At 74.2% G+C, this 21355-nt stretch carries 21 protein-coding genes; 10 read left to right on the top strand and 11 right to left on the bottom strand.

Annotated elements, in window-relative coordinates:
* Positions 1 to 27 precede the first annotated feature (27 nt).
* Complete coding sequence (locus tag BM093_RS18825; RefSeq protein WP_093345874.1) at positions 28 to 879, top strand: DUF1206 domain-containing protein; 852 nt, start codon at positions 28 to 30, stop codon at positions 877 to 879.
* A 7-nt stretch (positions 880 to 886) separates the two neighbouring features.
* On the opposite strand, the gene BM093_RS18820 is transcribed toward BM093_RS18825, so the two are convergent.
* Positions 887 to 1219, bottom strand: a complete 333-nt coding sequence (locus BM093_RS18820; protein WP_245773624.1) for a hypothetical protein — start codon at positions 1217 to 1219, stop codon at positions 887 to 889.
* Between the two features lie 207 nt (positions 1220 to 1426).
* Between BM093_RS18820 and BM093_RS18815 the strand changes: the two genes are divergently transcribed.
* Together BM093_RS18815 and BM093_RS18810 are read left to right on the top strand one after the other, a co-directional pair.
* Positions 1427 to 3445: a protein meaA gene (locus tag BM093_RS18815; protein WP_093345668.1), complete on the top strand. Its 2019-nt coding sequence runs from the start codon at positions 1427 to 1429 to the stop codon at positions 3443 to 3445.
* A gap of 82 nt (positions 3446 to 3527) precedes the next feature.
* On the top strand, positions 3528 to 3893 hold the full coding sequence (locus BM093_RS18810) for a hypothetical protein (RefSeq protein ID WP_143105436.1): 366 nt from the start codon (positions 3528 to 3530) through the stop codon (positions 3891 to 3893).
* A gap of 16 nt (positions 3894 to 3909) precedes the next feature.
* Here the strand turns inward: BM093_RS18810 and BM093_RS18805 are convergent, their stop codons facing one another.
* Genes BM093_RS18805 through BM093_RS18795 form a run of 3 tightly spaced genes read right to left on the bottom strand, consistent with a single transcriptional unit; the run spans position 3910 to position 6548 of the window.
* Entirely contained in the window at positions 3910 to 4812 is a 903-nt protein-coding gene (locus tag BM093_RS18805; RefSeq protein ID WP_093345658.1) for a methyl-accepting chemotaxis domain-containing protein, read from the bottom strand.
* Between the two features lie 36 nt (positions 4813 to 4848).
* Complete coding sequence (locus tag BM093_RS18800) at positions 4849 to 5739, bottom strand: transporter substrate-binding domain-containing protein (protein WP_143105435.1); 891 nt, start codon at positions 5737 to 5739, stop codon at positions 4849 to 4851.
* A gap of 35 nt (positions 5740 to 5774) precedes the next feature.
* On the bottom strand, positions 5775 to 6548 hold the full coding sequence (locus tag BM093_RS18795) for an enoyl-CoA hydratase-related protein (RefSeq protein WP_093345649.1): 774 nt from the start codon (positions 6546 to 6548) through the stop codon (positions 5775 to 5777).
* Positions 6549 to 6674: 126 nt separating this feature from the next.
* Between BM093_RS18795 and BM093_RS18790 the strand changes: the two genes are divergently transcribed.
* From BM093_RS18790 to BM093_RS18780, 3 genes are all read left to right on the top strand, one after another.
* On the top strand, positions 6675 to 7400 hold the full coding sequence (locus BM093_RS18790; protein WP_245773623.1) for a TetR/AcrR family transcriptional regulator: 726 nt from the start codon (positions 6675 to 6677) through the stop codon (positions 7398 to 7400).
* A gap of 37 nt (positions 7401 to 7437) precedes the next feature.
* Entirely contained in the window at positions 7438 to 8679 is a 1242-nt protein-coding gene (locus tag BM093_RS18785; RefSeq protein WP_093345645.1) for a cytochrome P450 family protein, read from the top strand.
* A 115-nt stretch (positions 8680 to 8794) separates the two neighbouring features.
* On the top strand, positions 8795 to 9808 hold the full coding sequence (locus tag BM093_RS18780; RefSeq protein ID WP_093345641.1) for a class I fructose-bisphosphate aldolase: 1014 nt from the start codon (positions 8795 to 8797) through the stop codon (positions 9806 to 9808).
* A gap of 130 nt (positions 9809 to 9938) precedes the next feature.
* Here the strand turns inward: BM093_RS18780 and BM093_RS18775 are convergent, their stop codons facing one another.
* The 6 genes from BM093_RS18775 to BM093_RS18750 all read right to left on the bottom strand — a co-directional run bounded on the left by BM093_RS18775 (position 9939) and on the right by BM093_RS18750 (position 16623).
* Positions 9939 to 10823: a LysR family transcriptional regulator gene (locus BM093_RS18775; protein WP_218162826.1), complete on the bottom strand. Its 885-nt coding sequence runs from the start codon at positions 10821 to 10823 to the stop codon at positions 9939 to 9941.
* An 834-nt stretch (positions 10824 to 11657) separates the two neighbouring features.
* Positions 11658 to 12680: an AAA family ATPase gene (locus BM093_RS18770; protein WP_093345859.1), complete on the bottom strand. Its 1023-nt coding sequence runs from the start codon at positions 12678 to 12680 to the stop codon at positions 11658 to 11660.
* A 4-nt stretch (positions 12681 to 12684) separates the two neighbouring features.
* A complete protein-coding gene (locus tag BM093_RS18765; RefSeq protein WP_093345633.1) occupies positions 12685 to 13143 on the bottom strand; it encodes a ribulose bisphosphate carboxylase small subunit in 459 nt (152 codons plus the stop codon).
* Between the two features lie 10 nt (positions 13144 to 13153).
* Positions 13154 to 14584, bottom strand: a complete 1431-nt coding sequence (locus tag BM093_RS18760; protein ID WP_093345628.1) for a form I ribulose bisphosphate carboxylase large subunit — start codon at positions 14582 to 14584, stop codon at positions 13154 to 13156.
* A 24-nt stretch (positions 14585 to 14608) separates the two neighbouring features.
* Positions 14609 to 15964: a GAF domain-containing sensor histidine kinase gene (locus BM093_RS18755; protein WP_177238569.1), complete on the bottom strand. Its 1356-nt coding sequence runs from the start codon at positions 15962 to 15964 to the stop codon at positions 14609 to 14611.
* Positions 15961 to 16623: a response regulator gene (locus BM093_RS18750; protein ID WP_093345624.1), complete on the bottom strand. Its 663-nt coding sequence runs from the start codon at positions 16621 to 16623 to the stop codon at positions 15961 to 15963. The genes BM093_RS18755 and BM093_RS18750 overlap by 4 nt, the downstream gene beginning before the upstream one ends.
* A gap of 111 nt (positions 16624 to 16734) precedes the next feature.
* On the opposite strand from BM093_RS18750, the gene BM093_RS18745 reads away from it, so the two are divergent.
* Together BM093_RS18745 and BM093_RS18740 are read left to right on the top strand one after the other, a co-directional pair.
* On the top strand, positions 16735 to 17679 hold the full coding sequence (locus BM093_RS18745) for a phosphoribulokinase (RefSeq protein ID WP_093345619.1): 945 nt from the start codon (positions 16735 to 16737) through the stop codon (positions 17677 to 17679).
* Positions 17676 to 18437, top strand: a complete 762-nt coding sequence (locus BM093_RS18740) for an HAD-IA family hydrolase (RefSeq protein WP_093345614.1) — start codon at positions 17676 to 17678, stop codon at positions 18435 to 18437. The genes BM093_RS18745 and BM093_RS18740 overlap by 4 nt, the downstream gene beginning before the upstream one ends.
* Here the strand turns inward: BM093_RS18740 and BM093_RS18735 are convergent.
* Positions 18389 to 18937, bottom strand: a complete 549-nt coding sequence (locus tag BM093_RS18735) for an NUDIX domain-containing protein (RefSeq protein ID WP_245773633.1) — start codon at positions 18935 to 18937, stop codon at positions 18389 to 18391. The genes BM093_RS18740 and BM093_RS18735 overlap by 49 nt on opposite strands.
* Before the next feature lie 74 nt (positions 18938 to 19011).
* On the opposite strand from BM093_RS18735, the gene nucS reads away from it, so the two are divergent.
* Together nucS and BM093_RS18725 are read left to right on the top strand one after the other, a co-directional pair.
* Entirely contained in the window at positions 19012 to 19671 is a 660-nt protein-coding gene (nucS, locus tag BM093_RS18730) for an endonuclease NucS (protein ID WP_093345607.1), read from the top strand.
* An 84-nt stretch (positions 19672 to 19755) separates the two neighbouring features.
* Positions 19756 to 21318 carry an aldehyde dehydrogenase family protein gene (locus BM093_RS18725; protein WP_093345602.1) on the top strand — a complete coding sequence of 521 codons (1563 nt, stop codon included), beginning with the start codon at positions 19756 to 19758 and terminating at the stop codon, positions 21316 to 21318.
* Positions 21319 to 21355: the final 37 nt, after the last annotated feature.

The raw sequence follows: 21355 nt of genomic DNA, 5'->3' as shown, positions 1-21355 counted from the left end.
CCCGGCACAGGGATGGTGAGGCCGGTGATGGTGAGCGGTCCGGACGCCGCGGACGTGGCCCGGGCAGGGCACAAGGTCGGCCGGGGCGCGCGCGACGTGGCGCACTCCGCACCGGTGCGGATCGCGGCCCGGATGGGCATCGCCGCGAACGGGGTGCTGCACCTGCTCATCGGCTGGCTCGCGATCCAGGTCGCCCTGGGCTCCGGTGCACAGGCCGACCAGAGCGGTGCGCTGGGCGCGATCGCCGCGGAGCCGGTGGGCCGGGCACTGCTGTGGGTGCTGGTCGTGGGGTTCGCCGCGGTCGTGCTGTGGCGGGCGGTGTCGTCGGTGTGGGGTTTCGGCTACGCCGGCAGCCGCACCGAGCAGCTGGCCAAGCGGGGTGTCTCGGCCGGGCTCGCGGTCGTCTACGCGGTGCTCGCGGTGCTGGCGGCGACGACCGCGCTGCGTGGCCGCGCGTCCTCCGGCGGGGGTGGGCAGGCGACCGCGGGCCTGCTGGGCCTCCCCGGCGGGCAGGTGATCACCGCGCTCGTCGGCGTCGGTGTGGTGGTCGGCAGCGGGGTGATGGTGTGGAACGGTTGGCACAAGCGGTTCCTCGGGGACCAGGACCTGTCCGGGGCGGCCCCGGGGATCCGGCGGCTCGCCGCCCGGACCGGCCAGGTCGGGTTCATCGCCAAGGGGCTCGCGGTCGCCGTGGTGGGCGCGCTGCTCTGCGTGGCGGCGCTGACGTTCCACCCGGAGCGCGCGAACGGCCTGGACTCGGCGCTCAAGACGCTGCGCGAGCAGCCGTACGGGGTCTTTCTGCTGATCGCGGTCGGGCTCGGGATCGCCTGCCACGGGGTGTTCTGCTTCGTCGACGCCCGTTACCACCGGGTCACCTGAGCCGCGCTCACTCCGGCGAGCCGCTGAGCACCACCTTCGCGTCCCCGACGTCGCGCGGGAAGACCAGCACGGCGTACCCGCCGTCGTCGGACCGGGAGACGGTGGCCCGGATCCCCGCCGCCCGCAGCCGGTCGCGGAGCACCCCGGCGGCCTCCGCCCCCGGCGCCCGGGAGACCTCGGTGAGCAGGCCGGTGGCGACCGGGTCGTCCGGGTCGTCGGTGGGCACCGCCAGGTTGCGCTGGTGGCCGAACGTCCACCGCAGCAGCAGGCCGATCACCACGAGTGCGACGATGACGCCGACGACCGTGCCCAGGCGTGGCATGACGCCCTCCAGGTCCATCGGCCGATCGTCGCATCCCGGCCGCGCCGCCGCGCGCGCCGAGCCACAGAACGATGAACCGATCCAGTGCTCGGTTTCCCGCGCGGATCGCGTAGTTTACCGACCACAAGTGTGTGACGAGGGACGACTATCGGCCCGGAAGCGGGCTACTCGCCAGTAGTATCCACCCGACCGAGGACAGTGTCGACGAGGACGCGGAGGTGTCCGGTGCCGTACCCGACCGATCGTGAGCGCGACCGCCCGTGGGTGATCCGCACCTACGCCGGCCACTCGTCGGCGACCCAGACCAACGAGCTGTACCGGCGCAACCTCGCCAAGGGCCAGACCGGGCTGTCGGTCGCCTTCGACCTGCCCACCCAGACCGGCTACGACCCCGACGACGAGCTCGCCAAGGGCGAGGTCGGCAAGGTCGGCGTGCCGGTCAGCCACATCGGCGACATGCGGGCGCTGTTCGACGGCATCCCGGTCGCCGAGGCCAACACCTCGATGACGATCAACGCGCCTGCCATGTGGCTGCTCTCGCTCTACGTCGCCGTCGCCGAGGAACAGGCCGAGGAGCAGGGCCTCGACTACTCCGAGGTCCGGGCGAAGCTCGCCGGCACCACGCAGAACGACATCGTCAAGGAGTACCTGTCGCGGGGCACCTACGTGTTCCCGCCCGGGCCCAGCCTGCGGCTGATCACCGACATGGTCGCCTGGTCGGTCACCGAGATCCCGAAGTGGAACCCGATCAACATCTGCAGCTACCACCTGCAGGAGGCCGGTGCCACGCCGACCCAGGAGCTGGCGTACGCGCTGTCCACCGCGATCGCGGTGCTCGACTCGGTGCGCGACTCCGGCCAGGTGCCGCCGGAGAAGTTCGGCGACGTCGTCGGGCGCATCTCGTTCTTCGTCAACGCGGGTCTGCGCTTCGTCGAGGAGATGTCCAAGATGCGCGCGCTGGCGCGCCTGTGGGACGAGATCACCGCCGAGCGCTACGGCGTCGAGAACCCCAAGCAGCGCCGCCTGCGCTACGGCGTCCAGGTCAACTCGCTGGGACTGACCGAGGCCCAGCCGGAGAACAACGTCCAGCGGATCGTGCTGGAGATGCTCGCGGTCACCCTGTCCCGCGACGCCCGGGCGCGCGCGGTCCAGCTCCCGGCCTGGAACGAGGCCCTCGGCCTGCCCCGGCCGTGGGACCAGCAGTGGGCGCTGCGGATGCAGCAGGTGCTGGCCTACGAGACCGACCTGCTCGAGTACGAGGACATCTTCGAGGGCTCGGTCGTCGTCGAGGCCAAGGTCTCCGAGCTGGTCGAGGGCGCCCGGGCCGAGATCGACCGGGTGCAGGAGATGGGCGGTGCGGTCTCCGCCGTCGAGTCCGGCTACATGAAGGGCGAGCTGGTCAGCTCCCTGGCCGCGTACCGCCGGGAGATGGAGTCCGGCGAGCGCGTCGTCGTCGGGGTCAACAAGTTCGACACCACCGAGCCCAGCCCGCTGCAGGCCGAGGGCGCCGGGGCGATCTTCACGGTGGACCCGGAGACCGAGCGGTCCGCGATCGAGGCGATCCGGACCTGGCGCGCCGAGCGTGACCAGGCGGCCGTCGAGGAGTCCCTGCGGGCGCTGCGGGACGCGGCCAAGACCGAGCAGAACCTGATGCAGGTCTCGATCGACTGCGCCAAGGCCGGCGTCACGACGGGGGAGTGGGCCGGCGCGTTGCGCGAGGTCTTCGGCGAGTTCCGGGCGCCGACCGGGGTGTCCGCGGCGGCCGCCTCCGGCGAGGGCGCGACCGAGATCGCCGAGGTGCGCGAGCGGGTGCGGGCCACCGGCGACGAGCTGGGCCAGCGGCTGCGCATGCTGGTGGGCAAGCCCGGCCTGGACGGGCACTCCAACGGTGCCGAGCAGGTCGCCGTGCGGGCCCGCGACGTCGGTTTCGAGGTCGTCTACCAGGGCATCCGGCTCACCCCGTCGCAGATCGTCGCGGCCGCGGTCCAGGAGGGCGTGCACGCGGTCGGTCTCTCGGTGCTCTCCGGCTCGCACCTCGAAGTCGTCCCGGCGGTCGTGCGGGGGCTGCAGGACGCGGGCGCCGGTGACATCCCGGTCGTCGTCGGCGGGATCATCCCGCCGGAGGACGAGAAGCTGCTGCGCGACGGTGGGATCGCCGCGGTCTTCACGCCGAAGAACTACCGGCTGACCGAGATGATGGACGAGATGGTCACCCTGATCCGGCAGGCGCAGGGGCTCTCCTGAGCCGGTCGGCCACCGCTGTACGCTGCGGCATCCGCTTATGATCGACCGTTGCGCTCCGGTGCACGGCGTAAGGAGATATGTCGTGTCGCGCAGCAGAATCGGTGTCGTGCTCGCTACCGCGGCGGCGGCCGTCCTGGCCACCCTCGCGGTGCCGGCCGCGGCGTCCGCCGAGATCCCGGTCCGTACGGTCGCCCAGACCGCCCCCGCGGGCGTCCACCGCGGCGGCGGCGAGTGCATCAACTGGTCGTGGGGCGACGGGAACGTCAGCACCACGATCTACTTCCACAACCACTGCACCTCCGCCCGCTGGCTCGAGGTCGGGCGCACCGGTCAGTACTGGCCCAAGTGCATCAAGGTGAACGGCAACACCAAGGGCAGCAAGAAGATCTGGGACTCCACGCCCACCTGGATCCACGAGAAGGCCACCTGCACGCAGCAGAGCGGCTGATCCCGGAGCCGGGCCGTCAGCCCTCGTCCCGGTCCCCGCCGCGGCGGCTGAGCAGCCGGAAGCCAGGGATGCCGACGATCGCCTGCCGGACCTCCTTGAGCACGTCCAGCAGCTCGTGGACGTCCGGGCCGACCCGGTCCAGCGTGGCCAGGATCGGCATGATGTCGCGCTCCATGTGCTCGGTGAACACCGGGAGCTGGTCCACCAGGGCGATCGCGGCGCGGACCTCGGCCTCGGACAGTTCGTCGACGAACATCGTCGCCAGCGGGGCCGCGCGCCGGGCGAGCGGGCCGTAGAGGTCGAGCAGCCGGCCGGCCTGGTCACTGGTGCCCGCCGCCTGCTCGACCACCGTGCCGGCGCGGGCGGCGACCCGGTTCGCGGAGTCGACGACGGCGGTGGCCTCGCCGGTGACCTGCTCGACCTGCGCGATCAGCGTTCCGGTGCGGTCGCTGACCGTGGTGACGGTGCGGACCAGGCCCTCGGCGTCGCCCGCGACGGCGTCCACCCGGGCGACGAGGCCCTCGGCGTTCTCGGCGACCCCGGAGACCCGGGCGACCAGGCGTTCGGCGTTCCCCGCCACGCCGGTGACCCGCTCGACCAGCTCGCCGGCCCGATCGGCCACCGGCCGCACCCGCTCGACCACGTCGGTCGCGTCCGTCACCACGGATCCCACCGACCCGACGAGATCCTCCGCGCGGTCGACCACGCCGTCCACCCGGTCCAGGAGCGACTCGGCGCGGGTCGCGATCGTGCCGATCCGGCCGACCAGTGAGCCGACCTCGTCGAGCAGCTCACCGGTGCGTGACGGCAGCTGCCCCACGGTCCGGGCGAGCTCGCCGGTGCGGTCGACGACGGTGGCCGCGCCGTGGAGCAGCTCCGTGGGGCCGGGGAGGGCGATCCCGGCGATGCGCAGCGCCATGCGCGGGATCCTCGCATCCCGGGCATGGCGGCCCGGTCACGACTCGGGCGTGCGCGCGCAGAGATCGTCGATGGTGAGTTCGCGCGGGGGCAGGTTGTTCTCGGTGAACCCGAACGGCCGGGCGATCTCGAGCCAGCGGCCCGACTCCTGCAGCGCGGTCAGGCCGCGGTCGAACTCGGTCCGGAACTCCGTGTCGGCCGGCCGGAACGCGAACGCGCCGGCCCCGAGCATCGACTGCCCGTTCACCTCGGGCTCGAAGCCGCGGGTGACCTCCAGTCCGATCCCGGCGTTGCGGCGGACCTCGTCCAGCAGCGAGATCCGGGTCAGCGCCCCGACCTGAGCCTCGCCGCCGGCGACCCCGCGGACCAGTGCACCCTGGGACTCGAACGGGACGATCTGGTCGGCTCCGAGGCCCGCGGCGTAGGCGTACTCCTGCTCGGCGGAGCCGGCGAGCACGGCGAGCGTCGCCCCGGCCCGGCGGACACCGGCCAGGGACGCCACGCCGAGTGGGTTGCCGCTCGGGACGAGCAACCCGGTGCGTGAGATGTAGTCCGGCCGGGAGAACGCGACCTGCTGGCAGCGCAGCGGGGTGACGGTGAGCCCGACGGCGATCATGTCGAACCGGCCGTCGAGCAGGTGCGGGACGAGCTGGTCGAACGCCATCTGGACGGCGATCAGCCCGCCGCCGCCGAGGTCCGTCACGACCGCGCGGGCGACCTCGGGGCTCTCCCCGGTCGCGCGACCCGTGCCGTCGGTGTAGCCGAACGGACGCTCGCCGGACAGCCCGACCACGACGTCCCCGCCGGAGCGCAGCCGCTCGAGCGGGTCGCCGGACTCCCGGCCGCACCCGGCCAGCAGCGCCGCGCCGCCCAGCGCCGCGGCGGCGCCGAACAGTCGTCGTCTGCTCAGTCGGCTCGGGAGGTCCATGGTCCGCACGAGCCTAGGTGATCTCGATGCGGCGTCTAGTCGGGCCACTCCGGGGCACGCTTGCCGATGAAGGCGGCCATGCCCTCGCGGGCCCCGTCGGACTGCGACATCGAGGCCATGACCTCGGTGGCGATCGCGTAGGCGTCGGCCTCGGGGCGGTCGAGCTGTGCGTAGAGGGTCTGCTTGCCGACGGCCTTGGACAGCCGGCTGCCCCGGGTGGCCCGGGCCAGCAGCTCGTCGACGCGCGCGTCGAGCTCGTCGTCGGGCACTGCGTAGTTGACCAGGCCCCAGTCGGCGGCGGTGGCGGCGTCGATCGCGTCCCCGGTGAGCGCCAGCTCCATCAGCCGCTTGCGGCCGACGTTGCGGGCGACCGGGACCGCCGGGGTGTGGCAGAACCAGCCACCCTTGCCGCCGGGCAGCGCGAACGTCGCCGACTCGGCCGCCACGGCCAGGTCGCAGGACGCGACGAGCTGGCAGCCCGCCGCCCACGCCGTCGCGTGCACCCGGGCGATGACCACCTGCGGGACCTCCTCCACGGTCCGCATCACCGTGGTGCAGAGCCGGAGCAGGTCGCGGACGCCGGCGAGGTCGCGGTCGGCGACGTCGCCGAAGTCGTGCCCGGAGGAGAACGCCTTGCCGGCACCGGCGAGCACGATCCCGGTCGCGTCGCTGCGGCCCGCCGCCTCGAACGCGTCCAGCAGCTCGCGCAGGTGCTCCTCGGTCAGCGAGTTCCGGCGTTGCGGCCGGTTCATCGTGATCCGGACCGTGTCGCCGTCCTGCTTGACCAGCAGGTGCTCGTAGTCGGACATGCGCCGACGGTATCCCGAAAACGTGGCGGCGCCGAGGGTCGGTCGCTGCTATGGTGACCGAGTGACCGAATTTGCGAATCTGGTCATGGAGTCAGGAGCGCGGCGGACGACAGTCGAGGAGGCACGGTGGCGGCGGAGGAGCCGGACACGGCGGGGATCGACGCCGAGCGGATGGAGCGGGTGCTCGACGCGGCCGCCGAGCTGCTGGTGCGCTGGGGCTACCGGCGGGTGACCGTCGAGGACGTGGCGCGCCGGGCCGGCGTCGGCAAGGGCACCGTCTACCTGCACGTCCGCACCAAGGACGCGCTGTTCCTCACCGTGCTGCTGCGGGCGCAGCGCCGGCAGTTCGCCGACCTGGCCGACCGGATGCTCGCCGAACCGCAGGTCGCGCTGCCGTGGTCGATGTCGCGGCTGCTGTACCAGCGACTGCGTGCCGACGAGGTCTCCCGTGCCCTCTACCTGGGCGACGCCGAGGTGCTCGGACGGCTCGCGCATGAGGCCGCCGGCGCGCTCGGGGAGCTGGCGGCGCGGCGCAACGACGTCGTCCGCGAGCACTTCCGCCTGCTGCGCGAGGCCGGGCTGATCGACGACGCGATCACGCTCGACGAGCAGCTGCACGGCTGGGGCGCGGTGACCTACGGCTACTTCTTCCTCGACGGTGTGGCCGCGCAGTCCCCGTTCGCCCCGGACGGCCCGGAACGCGCCGGGGAACTGATCGAGCACGCCATCCACCGGCTGCTGGCCGGTCCGGCACCGCAGCACCGGGCTGCGGACGTCGTGGGGGAGGTGGCCGCCCTGTACCGGCCACTCGTCGACCACATCGACGCCGAAGCGAGACGTCGCACCCGCTGACGCGGGCGCGGAGCACCACCACCGAGGGGAGACCGCCATGACCGCACCGACCGAGATCCGGGACCTGCTGGCCCCGGAGCTGCTCGCCGACCCGTACACCGGATTCGCGCGGATGCGCGAGGAGGCCCCGGTCGTGAAGGTCTCCCTGATGGGGGCCCCGCCGATGCTGCTGGTCACCCGGCACGACGACGTCCGGGCCGTGCTCACCGACCCGCGCTTCGTCACCGACCCCGAGCTCGCCGGCGGCCCCGGCATGCGCCAGATCATGCTGGAGCAGCTCGGCGTGCCCGACGACCTGGTCGACTACCTGCTCCACAACATCCTCACCACCGACGGTGCCGACCACACCCGGCTGCGCAAGCTCGTGTCGCGCGCGTTCACCGTCAAGCGGGTGCAGGGGCTGCGGCCGCGGGTCGAGGAGATCACCGCCGGGTTGCTCGACGACCTCGCCGACGCCGGTGCCGACGGCCGGCCGGTCGACATCGTCGAGAAGCTCGGCTACCCGCTGCCGATCACTGTGATCTGCGAGCTGGTCGGGGTCCCCGAGCCGGACCGTCCCCAGTGGCACGAGTGGGGACGGGTGCTGACCTCGATGGACCCGGAGCGGATCCCGGCCGTCCTGCGGGCCGCCGTCGACCACGTGCACGCCCTGATCGACGCGCGCCGGGCCGAGCCGGCCGACGACCTGATCACCGCGCTGGTCCAGGCCCAGGACGAGGACGGCGACCGGCTCTCCGACCGCGAGATGGTCACCATGATCTTCGCGCTGGTGATGGCCGGGCACGAGACGACCGCGCACCTGATCTCCAACGCCACCCTGGCGCTGCTGACCCACCCGGACCAGCTCGCGCTGCTGCGCGCCGAGCCGGGCCGCTGGCCGCAGGCGGTCGGCGAGCTCATGCGGCTGCGGGGCCCGGTCCAGTTCACCCAGAACCGCTACCCGACGACCGACGTGGTGATCGGCGGGGTGGACGTCCCGGCCGGCACACCGGTGATCGCCGGGCTGCTCTCGGCGAACACCGATCCGCGTGCCTACTCCGGGCCGGACCGGCTCGACGTCACCCGGGAGGCCGGGCGGGGCGACGGGCATCTCGGCTTCGGGCAGGGTGTGCACTACTGCCTGGGCGCGGCGCTGGCCCGGCAGGAGGCCGAGGTGACGTTGCGGATGCTGTTCGACCGGTTCCCCCGGATCGAGCTCGCGGTACCGCCCGCGGAGATCGTCTGGGACGCCAAGCCCGGGTTCAGCCGGATCGTCGAGCTGCCGGTGCGGGTGGCGTGACCCGGGGTTCCCCCGCGGCGTCCACCCCGCGGGGGAGGGGAACGGGCCGGGCCCCGGCCTAGCGTCGGTGCGCGTCGCCCGGTGACCGCCGGGCACGGACACGGGAGGTGCACCGATGACGACCCGGCCCACCCGGGCTGCTGGGGACGGCGGCCTGCGCGCGACCGCCCGCCGGTTGGTGGCGGGCGGTCGCGGCATCCTGGCCGCCGACGAGAGCGTCCGGACGATGTCGCAACGCCTGGCCGACGCCGGCGTCGCGGCCTCGACGGAGCACCGGCGTGCGTACCGGGAGCTCCTGGTGACCGCCGACGGCCTGGTCGAGGGGGTCAACGGCGTCATCCTCTGCGAGGAGACGCTGCGCCAGAGCCTCACCGACGGTCGCACGTTCCCGGCCGGGATCACCGAGCGCGGGATGCTGCCGGGGATCAAGGTCGACACCGGGACCGCGCCGCTGGCCGGTGCACCCGGCGAGACCGTCACCACCGGGCTGGACGGGCTCGCCGACCGGGCCGGCGAGTACGCCGTGCTCGGTGCCCGGTTCGCCAAGTGGCGTGCCGTGTTCCGGATCGCCGACGACCTGCCGTCGACGTGGGCGGTGCGCGCGGGCGCGCACGCGCTGGCCCGCTACGCCGGGACCTGCCAGGAAGCGGGGCTGGTCCCGATCGTCGAGCCGGAGGTGCTCGCCGAGGGCGGGCACTCCGCGGACCGGGCCGCGGCGGTCACCACCCGGGTGCTCGCCGCGGTGGCGACCGCGATCGCCGACGCCGGCGTCGACCCGGCCGCGATGGTGCTCAAACCCAACATGGTCACCGCGGGGACCGACGCCCCCGGCCAGGCGCCGGCGGACGTCGCGCGGGCCACCGTCGAGGTGCTGCGCGCGACGATGCCGGACGAGCTGGCCGGCGTGGCGTTCCTGTCCGGTGGCCGGCCGTCGGCGACGGCCGCGGCGGACCTGGCCGCGATCCGGGCGGTCCCGACCCCGTGGCCGACGACGTTCTCGTTCGGCCGGGCCCTGGTCAGCCCCGCGCTGCACACCTGGCGGGGTGACCCGGACGCGGTCCGCGCCGCCCAGGACGCGCTGCTCGCCGAGGTCCGCCGCAACACCACGGAGGTGCCGGCGGCGGCCTGACACAGTGGTCGTGCCGGCGCCCTCTCCGACGGTGGCCGCCGGCCGGTCGGCCGTGCCGCCGCGGCATCGCCGTTCATCCAGGCCACGCGCCGGGTCCGAGCTCCACCGGAGCGGGCCGTCGGGGCACCGGTCAGGGGCGGTGCCACGGGCTGGTCGCGAGCACGTGTGCGAGCAGCAGCTCGGTGCTCGCGGTCGCGTCCGGGTGGGTCACCAGGTGCCACGGCCGCTGCAGCGGCGTGCCGGGCACGTCCAGCTCGACCAGCTCGCCCGCGGCGAGCAGCCGGCGCACCGCCTCCCGCGAGACGAGGGTGATCCCCAGCCCGGCCCGAGCGGCCGCGACGGTCGCGCCGTGCGAGCCCAGCAGCAGGCGCGGCGGATCCACCCCGATGTCGCCGAGCAGCGCCTCCTGGGTCGCCCGGGTTCCCGAGCCGGGTTCGCGCAGCAGCCACGTCGCCCGGGCCGGGTCGGCGCTGGTACCCGGGCCCGCCACCACGACCAGGGTGTTGTCCCGTACCGCCCGCACCGGCGGCGGGCCCGCTGTGCCCGGGGCCGCCGCGGTCGCCGGGGGTCGTCCGGCGACGACGACGTCGACCTCGTGGTGCGCGAGCATCGGCCAGACCCGGTCGCTCGGGGCGACGTCCACCTCGAGCACGACGCCCGGGTGGCGCTCCCGGAAACCGGCGAGCAGCTCCGGCAGCAGGTGCTCCCCGGCCGTGGTGACCGCGGCCAGGCGGATGCGCCCGTGCTCGGGGTCGGCCTCGCCCCGGGCGGCGGCCGTCCCCTCCTCGAGCAGGCCCAGCACCCGGCGGGCGTACCCGGCGTAGCGCTGCCCCGCCGGGGTGAGCCGTACCCCGCGGCCGTCCCGTTCGACCAGGGCGACACCGACCTCGTCGGCCAGCGCCCGGACCGCGGCCGAGACCGTCGACTCGGTCACCACCAGCCGGGCCGCCGCGCCGCGGACCGAGCCCTGCTCGGCCAGCGCGACGAACGCACGCAGCCGGGCGGTCGTGGTCACGCCGAGCAGGGTAGGCCGTGCCTGCGTGTTTCCGTGCCTCCGTGCCTCGTGGCTCCTCGCCGTGACCCCGCGTGCTCGACGTGCTCCGTGTGACGCGCGTGGCCCGTCGGTGCGCGGAGCCGCGGGAGGCCGTACCGGTCCGCGTGACCGCACTTGCCGACATCCCGCCGCCGGACCCGAGGCCGGCCCCGAGGCCGCCGCTGCGGACGCCACCCGCCCGAGCCGGGCCGACACCCGGCGCGAACGGTGCGCGCCGCACACGTTGTCGGCACGCCGCACGAGTCCGGAGTAGTGCGGCGGACCCGCAACCCGTGCGGTGGACCCGCAACCCGTGCGGCGTCCGGCCGGGCCGAGCGCCCCGGAGGTCGGGTGGCCGCGGCGGCGGGGTGGCACGCCGTCGCCGCACAGGGTGGCGGCGCGTCGCACGGGTTCGGCCATGTGCGGCGGGCCGTGAACGTGTGCGGTGCGCGGCGAACTCGTGCGGCGGCACGGGAGGCGCCGGGTGAGGAGCGTGTCGTGGCCGCTGTGCTGCCTGCCCCGGCCGAGCTTGTGCGTCAAGCCGTGAGCGTGTCCGGGCGCCGCGGGCCGGGCGCTCGGCCCGAGTGCCCCGTGCCCGCCGCGCCGGCGGCAGCGGTGTGCGCCGCACAAGTTGGTGGCGCGTCGCACGGGTCCGGTCTGGTGCGGCTGCCCGTGAACGTGTGCGGAGCTGGAGCCGGGCTCGGCGCCGGCCAAGCTGAACCGGCGCCGGCCGAGCCGGGCCGGCGCCGGGCGAGCCGGGCCGGCGCGAGCGGGCGAGCCGGCGCGAGCGGGCGAGCGGGCGGTCGGCGTGGCGCGTCAGCGGGCCAGGCCCCCGGCGAACACCCGGCTGGCGCGCAGGTCGGCGGCGGTCAGCGTGCACAGCTCCGGCATACCGACCCGGCCGGTGACCGAGGCGAGGCGCAGCGCCTGGCGCATGCGGGCCCGGTCGAGGGCGTTGCGGACGCTGCGCGCGCCGGCGAACCACGGCTGCTCCACCCGCAGCTCCAGGTAGTCGTGCAGGGCCACCGACGCCTCGGCCGAGAGCGTGAGGCCGAGCCCGTCGACCATCCGCTGCCCGATCTCGGCGAGCTCGGTGACCGTGAAGTCGGGGAAGTCGACGTGGTGCGCGATCCGCGACTGCATCCCCGGGTTCGCGGTGAAGAACGTGTCCATCCGGTCGGCGTAACCGGCGAGGATCACGGCGACGTCCTCGCGGTGGTCCTCCATCGCCTGCAACAGGATCTCGATGGCCTCGCCGCCGTAGTCCCGCTCGTTGCCGGGCCGGTGCAGGTAGTAGGCCTCGTCGACGAACAGCACCCCGCCCAGTGCCTTCTGCACGATCTCCTTGGTCTTCGGGGCGGTGTGCCCGACGTACTGGCCCACGAGGTCGTCCCGGGTCGCGGTGACGACGTGCCCGTGGCGCAGGTAGCCCAGTCCGTGCAGCAGCCCGGCCATCCGCTGCGCGACTGTCGTCTTCCCGGTGCCGGGGTTGCCGGTGAAGCACATGTGCAGGGTCGGCCGGTCGGTCGTCGCACCGAACCGCGCCCGGACCCGGTCGACGACGAGCAGCGCCGCCAGCTCCCGCAGTCGCTGCTTGACCGGGGCGAGCCCGACCAGCTCGCGGTCCAGTGCGTCGAGGACCTCGTCGACGCCGGCCGACCGGCGCACCTCGCCGAGATCGACGGTGTCGGCCGGGCCGAGGTCCGGCCCGGTGTCGTGGCCGGACCGGTCGGGCTCCGCCGGCGCGGGCGGCGCGGCCGCGGACCCGAACGCGATGCGGGTGGGCCCGGCCGCGGGCCGGTCCGGTGTACCCGCCCGGAGCCCGTCCGGTCCCGCCACCGGGTCAGTGCGCGGCACGGCCGTTGCCCTGGTGCCCACCGGGGACCGGGTAGCGGGTCCCCGACGGCCGTTCGGTCGCGTAGGAGTGCACGGTGTAGCCGATCCGCCGGTCGGCGCCCTCGGCCCGGTCCAGCCGGAAGCCCGGCTCCGCCGTCGGGCGCTGCACCAGGAACGACAGCGCCACCGTCTGTCTGCCCAGCGACGCGTCGTAGGCGTTGACCCGGACGTAGTGCTCCGGGTGGGCCTCGCGGCAGGCGTTGACCTCGGCGAGCACCCCGGCGGGGTCGGCCAGGTCGAACATCGGCATGCCCCACATCTCCCAGTAGGTGTTGCGGGGGTGCGGGTCGTCGGTGAACTCCACCGCGCACGGCCAGCCGTGCCCGAGCGCGTAGCCGATCTGCGCGGTGATCTCGTCGTCGGTGAGGTCGGGCAGGAACGAGAACGTGCCCTGGGTGATCCGCATGTGGTGGCTCCTAGGCCGGGGTGGGGGTCGCGACGACGTCCGGGGTGTCGGTCGAGGCGTAGTCGAAGGTGACGTCGCCCCAGGTCGCCAGCGCCGTCTCCAGCGGACGGTTGCGCCGGGCGGCGGCCCGCAGGATCTCCGGGCCCTCGGTGAGGTAGTCCGCCCCCTCGTTCCGCGCCTTGATCATCGCTTCGACGGCGACCCGGTTGGCCTCGGCGCCCGCGGCGATCCCCATCGGGTGCCCGATCGTCCCGCCGCCGAACTGCAGCACGGTGTCCTCGCCGAGGTGGTGCAGCAGCTGGTGCATCTGTCCGGCGTGGATCCCCCCGGAGGCGACCGGCATCGTCGCCGGCATCGACACCCAGTCCTGGTCGAAGTAGAGCCCCTTGGCCGGGTCGGCGCGGTAGCGGCCCTTGCGGAGCACGTCGTAGAACCCGGCGACCGAGTTCGGGTCGCCCTCCAGCTTCCCGACGACCGTGCCCGCGTGGATGTGGTCCACCCCGGCCAGCCGCATCCACTTGGCGATCACCCGGAAGCTCACGCCGTGGTTCTTCTGCCGGGTGTAGGTGCCGTGCCCGGCCCGGTGCAGGTGCAGGATCACGCCGTTGCGCCGGGCCCAGCGCGACAGCGACTGGATCGCGGTGTAGCCCACGGTCAGGTCCACCATGACGATCACGCTGCCGAGCTCGCGGGCGAACTCGGCGCGCTCGTACATGTCCTCCATCGTCGCCGCGGTGACGTTGAGGTAGTGGCCCTTGATCTCGCCGGTCTCGGCCTGTGCCCGGTTCACCGCCTCCATGCAGGACAGGTAGCGGTCCCGCCAGCGCATGAACGGCTGGGAGTTGATGTTCTCGTCGTCCTTGGTGAAGTCGAGGCCACCGCGCAGCGCCTCGTAGACGACCCGGCCGTAGTTCCGCGCGGACAGGCCCAGTTTCGGCTTCGTGGTGGCACCGAGCAGCGGGCGGCCGAACTTGTCGAGGTACTCGCGCTCGGTGACGATCCCGTGCGGCGGGCCGGGGAAGGTCTTCACGTAGTGCGGCGGGATCCGCATGTCCTCCAGGCGCAGCGCCGCCAGCGGCTTGAACCCGAAGACGTTGCCGATGATCGAGCTGGTCAGGTTCGCGATCGAGCCCTCCTCGAACAGGTCGAGGTCGTAGGCGATGTAGGCGATCCACTGGCCGGGCACGTTCGGCACGGGTTCCACCGCGTAGCACTTGGCCTGGTAGTGCTCGTAGGTCGTCAGCCGGTCGGTCCAGACGACGGTCCAGGTCGCGGTGCTCGACTCACCGGCGACGGCGGCCCCCGCCTCCTCCGGGGGCACCCCGTCCTGCGGGGTGACCCGGAACGCGCACAGCAGGTCGGTGTCCTTGGGCTGGTAGTCGGGCTGCCAGTACCCCATCTCCGCGTAGGGGATGACGCCCGCGCTCCATCGGTCGCTCATGCACCTCAGCGTGCGGGCAGACCATCAGTCGGACAATCGAGTGTTTCCAATCGACTCTTCGCCGATCGGCTCAGTATCGAGCGGTTCGGTGTCGACCGGCTCGGTGTCGGCAAGGTCTGTGTCGGAGAGTTCGGTGTCGCGGGGGGCGGTGACGACGACCGTGGTGCCCGACCCCGGGCGCGAGCGCACCTGCAGCGTCCCGCCGATCAGGTCGGCGCGCTCGCGCATCGACGCCATCCCGTAGCCGGACCCGCTCCGCTCGTGCGCACCGCCGTCGGACAGCCCGCCGGACTGTCCGCCGCCGGACGGCTCGCGGTACAGCCCACGGCCGTCGTCGGCGATCTCCAGCCGGACGTTCGGGTCCCCGGCCGCCAGCCGCAGCGCGACCCGCTGGGCGCCGGCGTGCTTGCGCACGTTCTGCAGTGCCTCCTGGGCGATCCGGTACAGCGCCACTTCCACGTGGTCCGGCAGCCGCCGCTCGTCGAGGTCGAGCCGGACGTCGAGGTCCGGCACGTCCCGGACCAGCGCCGCCAGCGCGCCGGCCAGCCCGAGGTCGTCGAGCACCGGCGGGCGCAGCGCCCCGATCGCCGCCCGCGCCTCGTCCAGCGTGGTGCCGACCAGCCCCGAGGCGTGCGCCAGCTGGGCGCGGGCCTCGTCGACGTCGCCGGCGCCGCCGTGCGACAGCAGCGTCGCCGCCGCGTCCAGGTGGAACGACAGCGTGACCAGCCGCTGCGAGATGCCGTCGTGGATGTCGCGGGCGAGCCGGCGCCGCTCGGTCTCCTGGGCCGCGACGGTCTGCTCGGCGAACCGCTCGTGCGCGCGCCCGCGGGCCCGCAGCCGCCGGTGCATCCGGGCCTGGTGCAGGGCCGCGGCGAGCAGCCGCCCGATCGCCAGCAGCAGCCGCACGTCCCGGTCGCCGAACTCGCGCCGGTCCACGGTGTGCACGTTGAGCACGCCGGCCAGGCCGTACGGCTCGGACAGCATCGGCACCGACACCATCGAGGTGTAGTCCGCGCCGCGCAGCTCCGGGATCGGCAGATAGCGCGGGTCGGAGGTCTTGTCGCTGGTGATGACGGCCGGGGTGTGGTGCGCGGCCACCCAGCCGCTGACCCCGTGCCCGAGCGGCAGGTGCACGGTGCCGACCCGCGCGTCGAACGGCGGGGTTGCCCCGGCCAGGGTGAGCGCGGTGTCGGTGTCGTCGAGCACGTGCACGAAGCAGATGTCGGTGGCGGTCGCCTCGGTGATCACCCGGGCGACCGCGGCGGCCAGCGGTTCCACCCCGGGCCCGGACGCCGTGGCCTCGATGATGCCGAGCAGCACGGCGTTCTCCCGCTCCGGATCGCCCAGCCCGAGCCCGCGCCCGGTCCCGTCCGCGGTCACCGGAACACGCCCTCGCGCAGCGCCGCGGCCACCGCGGCCGTGCGGTCGGGGACGTCGAGCTTGCGCAGCACCGCGCGGACGTGCGACTTCACCGTCTCCTCGCCGATCACGAGCTCGGCGGCGATGGCCCGGTTCGAGTGCCCCGCGACCAGCAGCGCGAGCACCTCGCTCTCCCGGTGGGTGAGCCCGAGCCGGGCACCCGGCCAGAACTCGTTGCGCTCCAGCCGGGCCGCCGACGCGGCGGCGCGGCCGGCCATCGTCGCGTCCACCACCGTCACCCCGGACGCGGCCAGCTCCAGCTGGCGCACGAGCTCCTCGCCGCCGATCCGCTTGAGCAGGTATCCGGCTGCCCCGGCGCGCAGCGCCTGGAACAGGTACTGCTCGTCGTCGTAGACGCTGAGCAGCACGACCTTCTGCTCGGGCAGGCGCTCGTGCAGCCGGCGGCACAGGTCGAGCCCGGAGTCGCCGGCCATCCGGACGTCGCACAGCACGATGTCGGGTGCCAGCGACAGCACCGCGTCCATCGCGGCCACCGCGTCGTGTGCGGTGCCGACCACCCGGACCCGGCCGCGGAACGGGGCGAGCATCGCCTTCAGCCCCTGCACCACCATCTCGTGGTCGTCGACCACGACCAGCCGGAGCGGAGTGGCCTGTGTCATACCGGCCACGATAAGTGGCGATCTCCCCCGGTGGCTCCCCCGTGACGGGGGAGAGCGGCCCGGGGTGTCTCCGTAGCGTCGTGTCCTCCCTGACCGGAGAGGAGCGCTGCCGTGCCGGACAAGTCACTGCGCATCCGGCGGGCCCGGCCCGAACGGGCCGGCCGCCGTCCGATCATGCTGGCCATCGCGGGGGACAGCGCCGCGGGCAAGACCACCCTGGCCCGCGGGCTGGAGGAGGCACTCGGGCCCGGGCGCTGCGTGTCGCTGTGCACCGACGACTACCACCGCTACGACCGGGCCGAACGCAAGGACCTGCCGTTCACCGCGCTGCACCCGGACTGCAACCACGTCGGGATCATGGAGCAGCACCTGCAGCTGCTCGCCACCGGCGAGCCGGTGCTCAAGCCGGTCTACGACCACGCGACCGGCGAGCTGGTCCGGCCCGAGCTCGTCGAGCCCGCCGACGTCGTGATCGTCGAGGGCCTGCTGCCGCTGTACTCGAAACCGGCCCGGGCGTGCTTCGACGTCACGGTGTTCCTGGACCCGCCGGAGGAGATCCGGCGCGGGTGGAAGGTGCAGCGCGACTGCGCGAAGCGCGGCTACACACCCGAGCAGGTGCTGGCCGAGCTGGAGCGGCGCGAACCCGAGTCGGCCGCGCACATCCGCCCGCAGCGCCGGCACGCCGACCTCGTCGTGCGGTTCGCGCCGATCGAGAGCCGTGACGACCCGGCGGGCACGCCGCTGTCGGCGACGGTGATGCTGCGCCCGACGATCCCGCACCCCGACCTCTCCGCGGTCCTGCAGCCCGGGCTGACCCGGGCGATGCACCTCAAGCTCGAGCGCGATCCGGACGGGCGCCCGGCCGAGTCCCTGCACGTGCACGGCTACGTGCCGCGGGAGGAGAGCCTGGCGGTGGAGAAGGCGATCTGGGCCGAGCTCGGGGACCCGGGCGGGGGCGCGCCCGAGTCGCTGGGCCGGCTCGGCGACGCGCGCAGCGAACCGCTGGCGATCGCCCAGCTGCTGATCCTGTTCCACCTGATGGAGCTGGACCGGTGAGCGCGCCCCCGGCCGTGCTGTTCGACGTGGACGGCACGCTCGCCGAGACCGAGCGGGACGGCCACCGGCCGGCGTTCAACCGGGCGTTTGCCGAGCACGGCGTGGCCGTGCACTGGACCCCGGAGCACTACGCCCGGCTGCTGCGGGTCACCGGCGGGCGGCAGCGGATCACCGCCGACCTGCGTACCCGGGGTGTGCCGGCGGGGGAGGCCGACCGGATCGCGGCCGCGGTGCACCGGACGAAGACCGCGTTGTTCGCCGAGCACGCCCGCGCGGGCACGATCCCGGCCCGGCCGGGGGTGCGGTCGCTGGTGGCGGACCTGCGCCGGTGCGGGGTCCGGGTCGGGGTGGTCACCACCGGACGACGGGAGTGGGCCGAGCCGCTGGTCCGGCACCTGATCGGCGACGTCGCCGGTGAGCTCGCAGTCGCCGTGTACGGCGACGACGTCACCGCGCTCAAGCCGGACCCGCAGGCCTACCGGCGCGCGCTGCGCGGGCTGGGGATGCCCTCGGCCTGCGTCGTGGCGGTGGAGGACTCCGCACCCGGGCTGCAGGCCGCCCGCGCGGCCGGGCTGGTCACCGTCGTCGTCCGGTCCGAGCCGACCGCCGGGCACGACGTCCGCGGCGCCGCCCTGGTCCGTGACACCTTCGACGGCGACCCGCCGCTCGACACGGCGCTGTTCGGGCGGCTGCTCGCCGCCGCCGACGATCAGCGGCTGGCGGCGCGGCGCGCGTCGTGCAGGCGCAGCAAGGTGTAGGCGGCGAGGGTCTGGGCGTCGGTGAGCTGCCCGTCCCCGGTCATCCGCTCGAACTCGGCGGGGGTGAACCAGGCGGCCCGCATGTCCTGCTCCTGGTGCTCGCGCCGCGGTGTGCCCTGGGTCAGCCCGGTCGCGAGGTAGACGTGGCCGCGCTGGCTGGACATGCCCGGTGCGACGTCGAGCGTGCCGAGCGGGGTCATCGACCCGGCGACGAGCCCGGTCTCCTCGACGAGCTCGCGCACCGCCAGCTCGGCCGGGTCGGCCTCGGCCCGGTCCGGCGCGGTGCCGGCCGGGAACTCCCAGCGGCGCTCGCCGACCGGGTAGCGGAACTGCTCGACCAGGTGCAGCCGGCCCGCGTCGTCGCGGGGGACGACCAGGGCGTAGGTGGGCTTGTCGACGACGCCGTAGATCCCCTCGGAACCGTCGGCGCGGCGGATGCCGTCCTCCCGGACGGTCATCCAGCTGTTCGTGTAGACGCGGCGGGTCGAGGTCTGCTCGATCACCCGCCCAGCGTGCTGCATCCGCCGACGACCCGCCCACCCCGGGCCGCCCCGGCAGCCTTACAGTCGGCCGGGTGCGTCTCGTCATCGCCCGCTGCCAGGTGGACTACGCCGGGCGGCTGACCGCCCACCTCCCCATGGCGCCCCGGCTGCTGCTCGTGAAGGCGGACGGGTCGGTGAGCGTGCACGCCGACGACCGCGCCTACAAGCCGCTCAACTGGATGTCGCCGCCGTGCCGGCTCACCGAGGAGCCCGGCGTGTGGACCGTGCGCAACAAGGCCGACGAGACCCTGGTCATCACCATCGAGGAGGTGCTGCACGACTCGTCGCACGAGCTCGGGGTCGATCCCGGGCTGGTCAAGGACGGTGTCGAGGCGCACCTGCAGGAGCTCCTGGCCGCACATCCGGACACCTTCGGCGAGGGCTGGACCCTGGTCCGGCGCGAGTACATGACCGCGGTCGGCCCGGTCGACCTGCTCTGCCGCGACGCCGCGGGCGGGCACGTCGCGGTCGAGGTGAAGCGGCGCGGTGAGATCGACGGCGTCGAGCAGCTGACCCGCTACCTCGAGCTGATGAACCGGGACCCGCTGCTGGCGCCGGTGCAGGGGGTCTTCGCCGCGCAGCAGATCAAGCCGCAGGCGCGCACGCTGGCGACCGACCGGGGCATCCGGTGTGTCACCGTCGACTACGACGCGCTGCGCGGGATGCAACGCGACGACCTGTTGCTGTTCTGATCGTGCGGCCCGACCTGCGGCTCCCGGGCCCCGCGGGCCAGGCCGGGCCCGTCCGGACCCTCGCGTCGCCCTTAGGCTGACCACGTGAGTGCCACCGCCGCTGACTCCACCGCCGCCGACTCCACCGCGAGCACGACCGCCGTACCGGCGGAGTTCGCCTCGCTCTCCCCGCGCACCGGCGCCGAGCTGGCCCGCTACCCCGTGCACGACGGCGAGCACGTCCGCGGCGCCGTCCGGGACGCCGCCGCGGCCGCCGAGTGGTGGGACGGGTTGGGCTTCGCCGGGCGCCGCACCCGCCTCGCGGCCTGGAAGAAGGTGCTGGTCCGGCAGCTGGACCGGGTCGCGCGGGTGGTGGCCGACGAGACCGGCAAGCCCTTCGACGACGCCCGGCTCGAGGTCATCCTCGCCATCGACCACCTGGGGTGGGCGGCCGGCAACGCGCAGAAGGTGCTCGACACCCGGTCGGTCCCGCCGGGCCTGCTGATGGCGAACCAGGCCGCGTCGATCACCTACCGGCCCTACGGCGTCATCGGCGTGATCGGGCCGTGGAACTACCCGATCTTCACCCCGATGGGCTCGATCGCCTACGCACTCGCCGCAGGCAACACCGTCGTCTTCAAGCCCTCCGAGCTGACCCCGGGGGTCGGGCACGAGCTCGCCCGGACCCTCGCCGAAGCGGTCCCCGAGGTCGGCCGGTACCCGCTGCTCACCGTCGTCACCGGCTTCGGCGCGACCGGCGCCGAGCTGTGCCGCGCCCCGGGTGTGGGCAAGGTCGCGTTCACCGGCTCGGCGGCCACCGGCCGCCGGGTGATGGCCTCGTGCGCGGAGAACCTGGTGCCGGTGCTGATGGAGTGCGGCGGCAAGGACGCCCTGATCGTCGACGCCGATGCCGACCTGGACGCCGCCGCCGATGCCGCGGTCTGGGGCGGCATGTCCAACGCCGGCCAGACCTGCGTGGGCGTCGAGCGCGTCTACGTCGTCGAGTCGGTCGCCGGGCGGTTCCTGGAGAAGGTGCGGGCGGCGGCGTCGGTGCTGGAGGTCGGGACGGCCACCCACGAGGGCCAGCTCGGGCCGATGACCATGCCGTCGCAGATCGAGGTCGTGCGCCGGCACGTCACCGACGCCCTGGACAAGGGCGCCCGGGCGATCGTCGGCGGCGCGGACTCGGTCGGACAGGCCGGCGACGACGGGGTCTGCTCCGTCCGGCCGGTCGTGCTCGCGGACGTGCCGGAGGACTCGGTCGCCGTCACCGAGGAGACGTTCGGCCCGCTCGTCGTGGTGAACCGGGTGCCCGATGCCGACGAGGCGGTCCGCCGCGCCAACGCCACCGGTTACGGCCTCGGCGCCACCGTGTTCTCCGCGAAGCGCGGCGAGGAGATCGCCCGCCGGCTCCGGACCGGGATGGTGTCGATCAACGGCGTCATCTCGTTCGCCGGGATCCCGGCGCTGCCCTTCGGCGGGGTGGGGGAGTCCGGCTTCGGGCGCATCCACGGTGCCGACGGGCTCCGCGAGTTCGCCCGCACCCAGTCGATCGCCCGGCAGCGCTTCGGCCTGCCGGTCCCGGTGGTCAGCTTCCGGCGGCCCGCGGCGGTCATGCGGGCGATCACGGGTGCCCTCCGGGCCCGTGAGTGGTTTTCGCGGTCCTGACCGCGAAAACCACTCACGGGGCACGGAATGGCAGGAT

The sequence above is a fragment of the Pseudonocardia ammonioxydans genome (assembly GCF_900115005.1).
Lineage (GTDB): Bacteria > Actinomycetota > Actinomycetes > Mycobacteriales > Pseudonocardiaceae > Pseudonocardia > Pseudonocardia ammonioxydans.
The sequence above is the reverse complement of the archived record's forward strand: the minus strand, read 5'-3'. Positions and strand labels throughout refer to the sequence as shown.

What these genes read in the sequence shown, in the direction of transcription:
- BM093_RS18780 (WP_093345641.1), top strand. Translation starts at nt 8,795, where the DNA reads ATGACGACCCGGCCCACCCGGGCTGCTGGGGACGGCGGCCTGCGCGCG.
- BM093_RS18785 (WP_093345645.1), top strand. Translation starts at nt 7,438, where the DNA reads ATGACCGCACCGACCGAGATCCGGGACCTGCTGGCCCCGGAGCTGCTC.
- BM093_RS18825 (WP_093345874.1), top strand. Translation starts at nt 28, where the DNA reads ATGGTGAGCGGTCCGGACGCCGCGGACGTGGCCCGGGCAGGGCACAAG.
- BM093_RS18765 (WP_093345633.1), bottom strand. Translation starts at nt 13,143, where the DNA reads ATGCGGATCACCCAGGGCACGTTCTCGTTCCTGCCCGACCTCACCGAC.
- BM093_RS18795 (WP_093345649.1), bottom strand. Translation starts at nt 6,548, where the DNA reads ATGTCCGACTACGAGCACCTGCTGGTCAAGCAGGACGGCGACACGGTC.
- BM093_RS18805 (WP_093345658.1), bottom strand. Translation starts at nt 4,812, where the DNA reads ATGGCGCTGCGCATCGCCGGGATCGCCCTCCCCGGCCCCACGGAGCTG.
- BM093_RS18760 (WP_093345628.1), bottom strand. Translation starts at nt 14,584, where the DNA reads ATGAGCGACCGATGGAGCGCGGGCGTCATCCCCTACGCGGAGATGGGG.
- BM093_RS18800 (WP_143105435.1), bottom strand. Translation starts at nt 5,739, where the DNA reads ATGGACCTCCCGAGCCGACTGAGCAGACGACGACTGTTCGGCGCCGCC.
- BM093_RS18750 (WP_093345624.1), bottom strand. Translation starts at nt 16,623, where the DNA reads ATGACACAGGCCACTCCGCTCCGGCTGGTCGTGGTCGACGACCACGAG.
- BM093_RS18820 (WP_245773624.1), bottom strand. Translation starts at nt 1,219, where the DNA reads ATGGACCTGGAGGGCGTCATGCCACGCCTGGGCACGGTCGTCGGCGTC.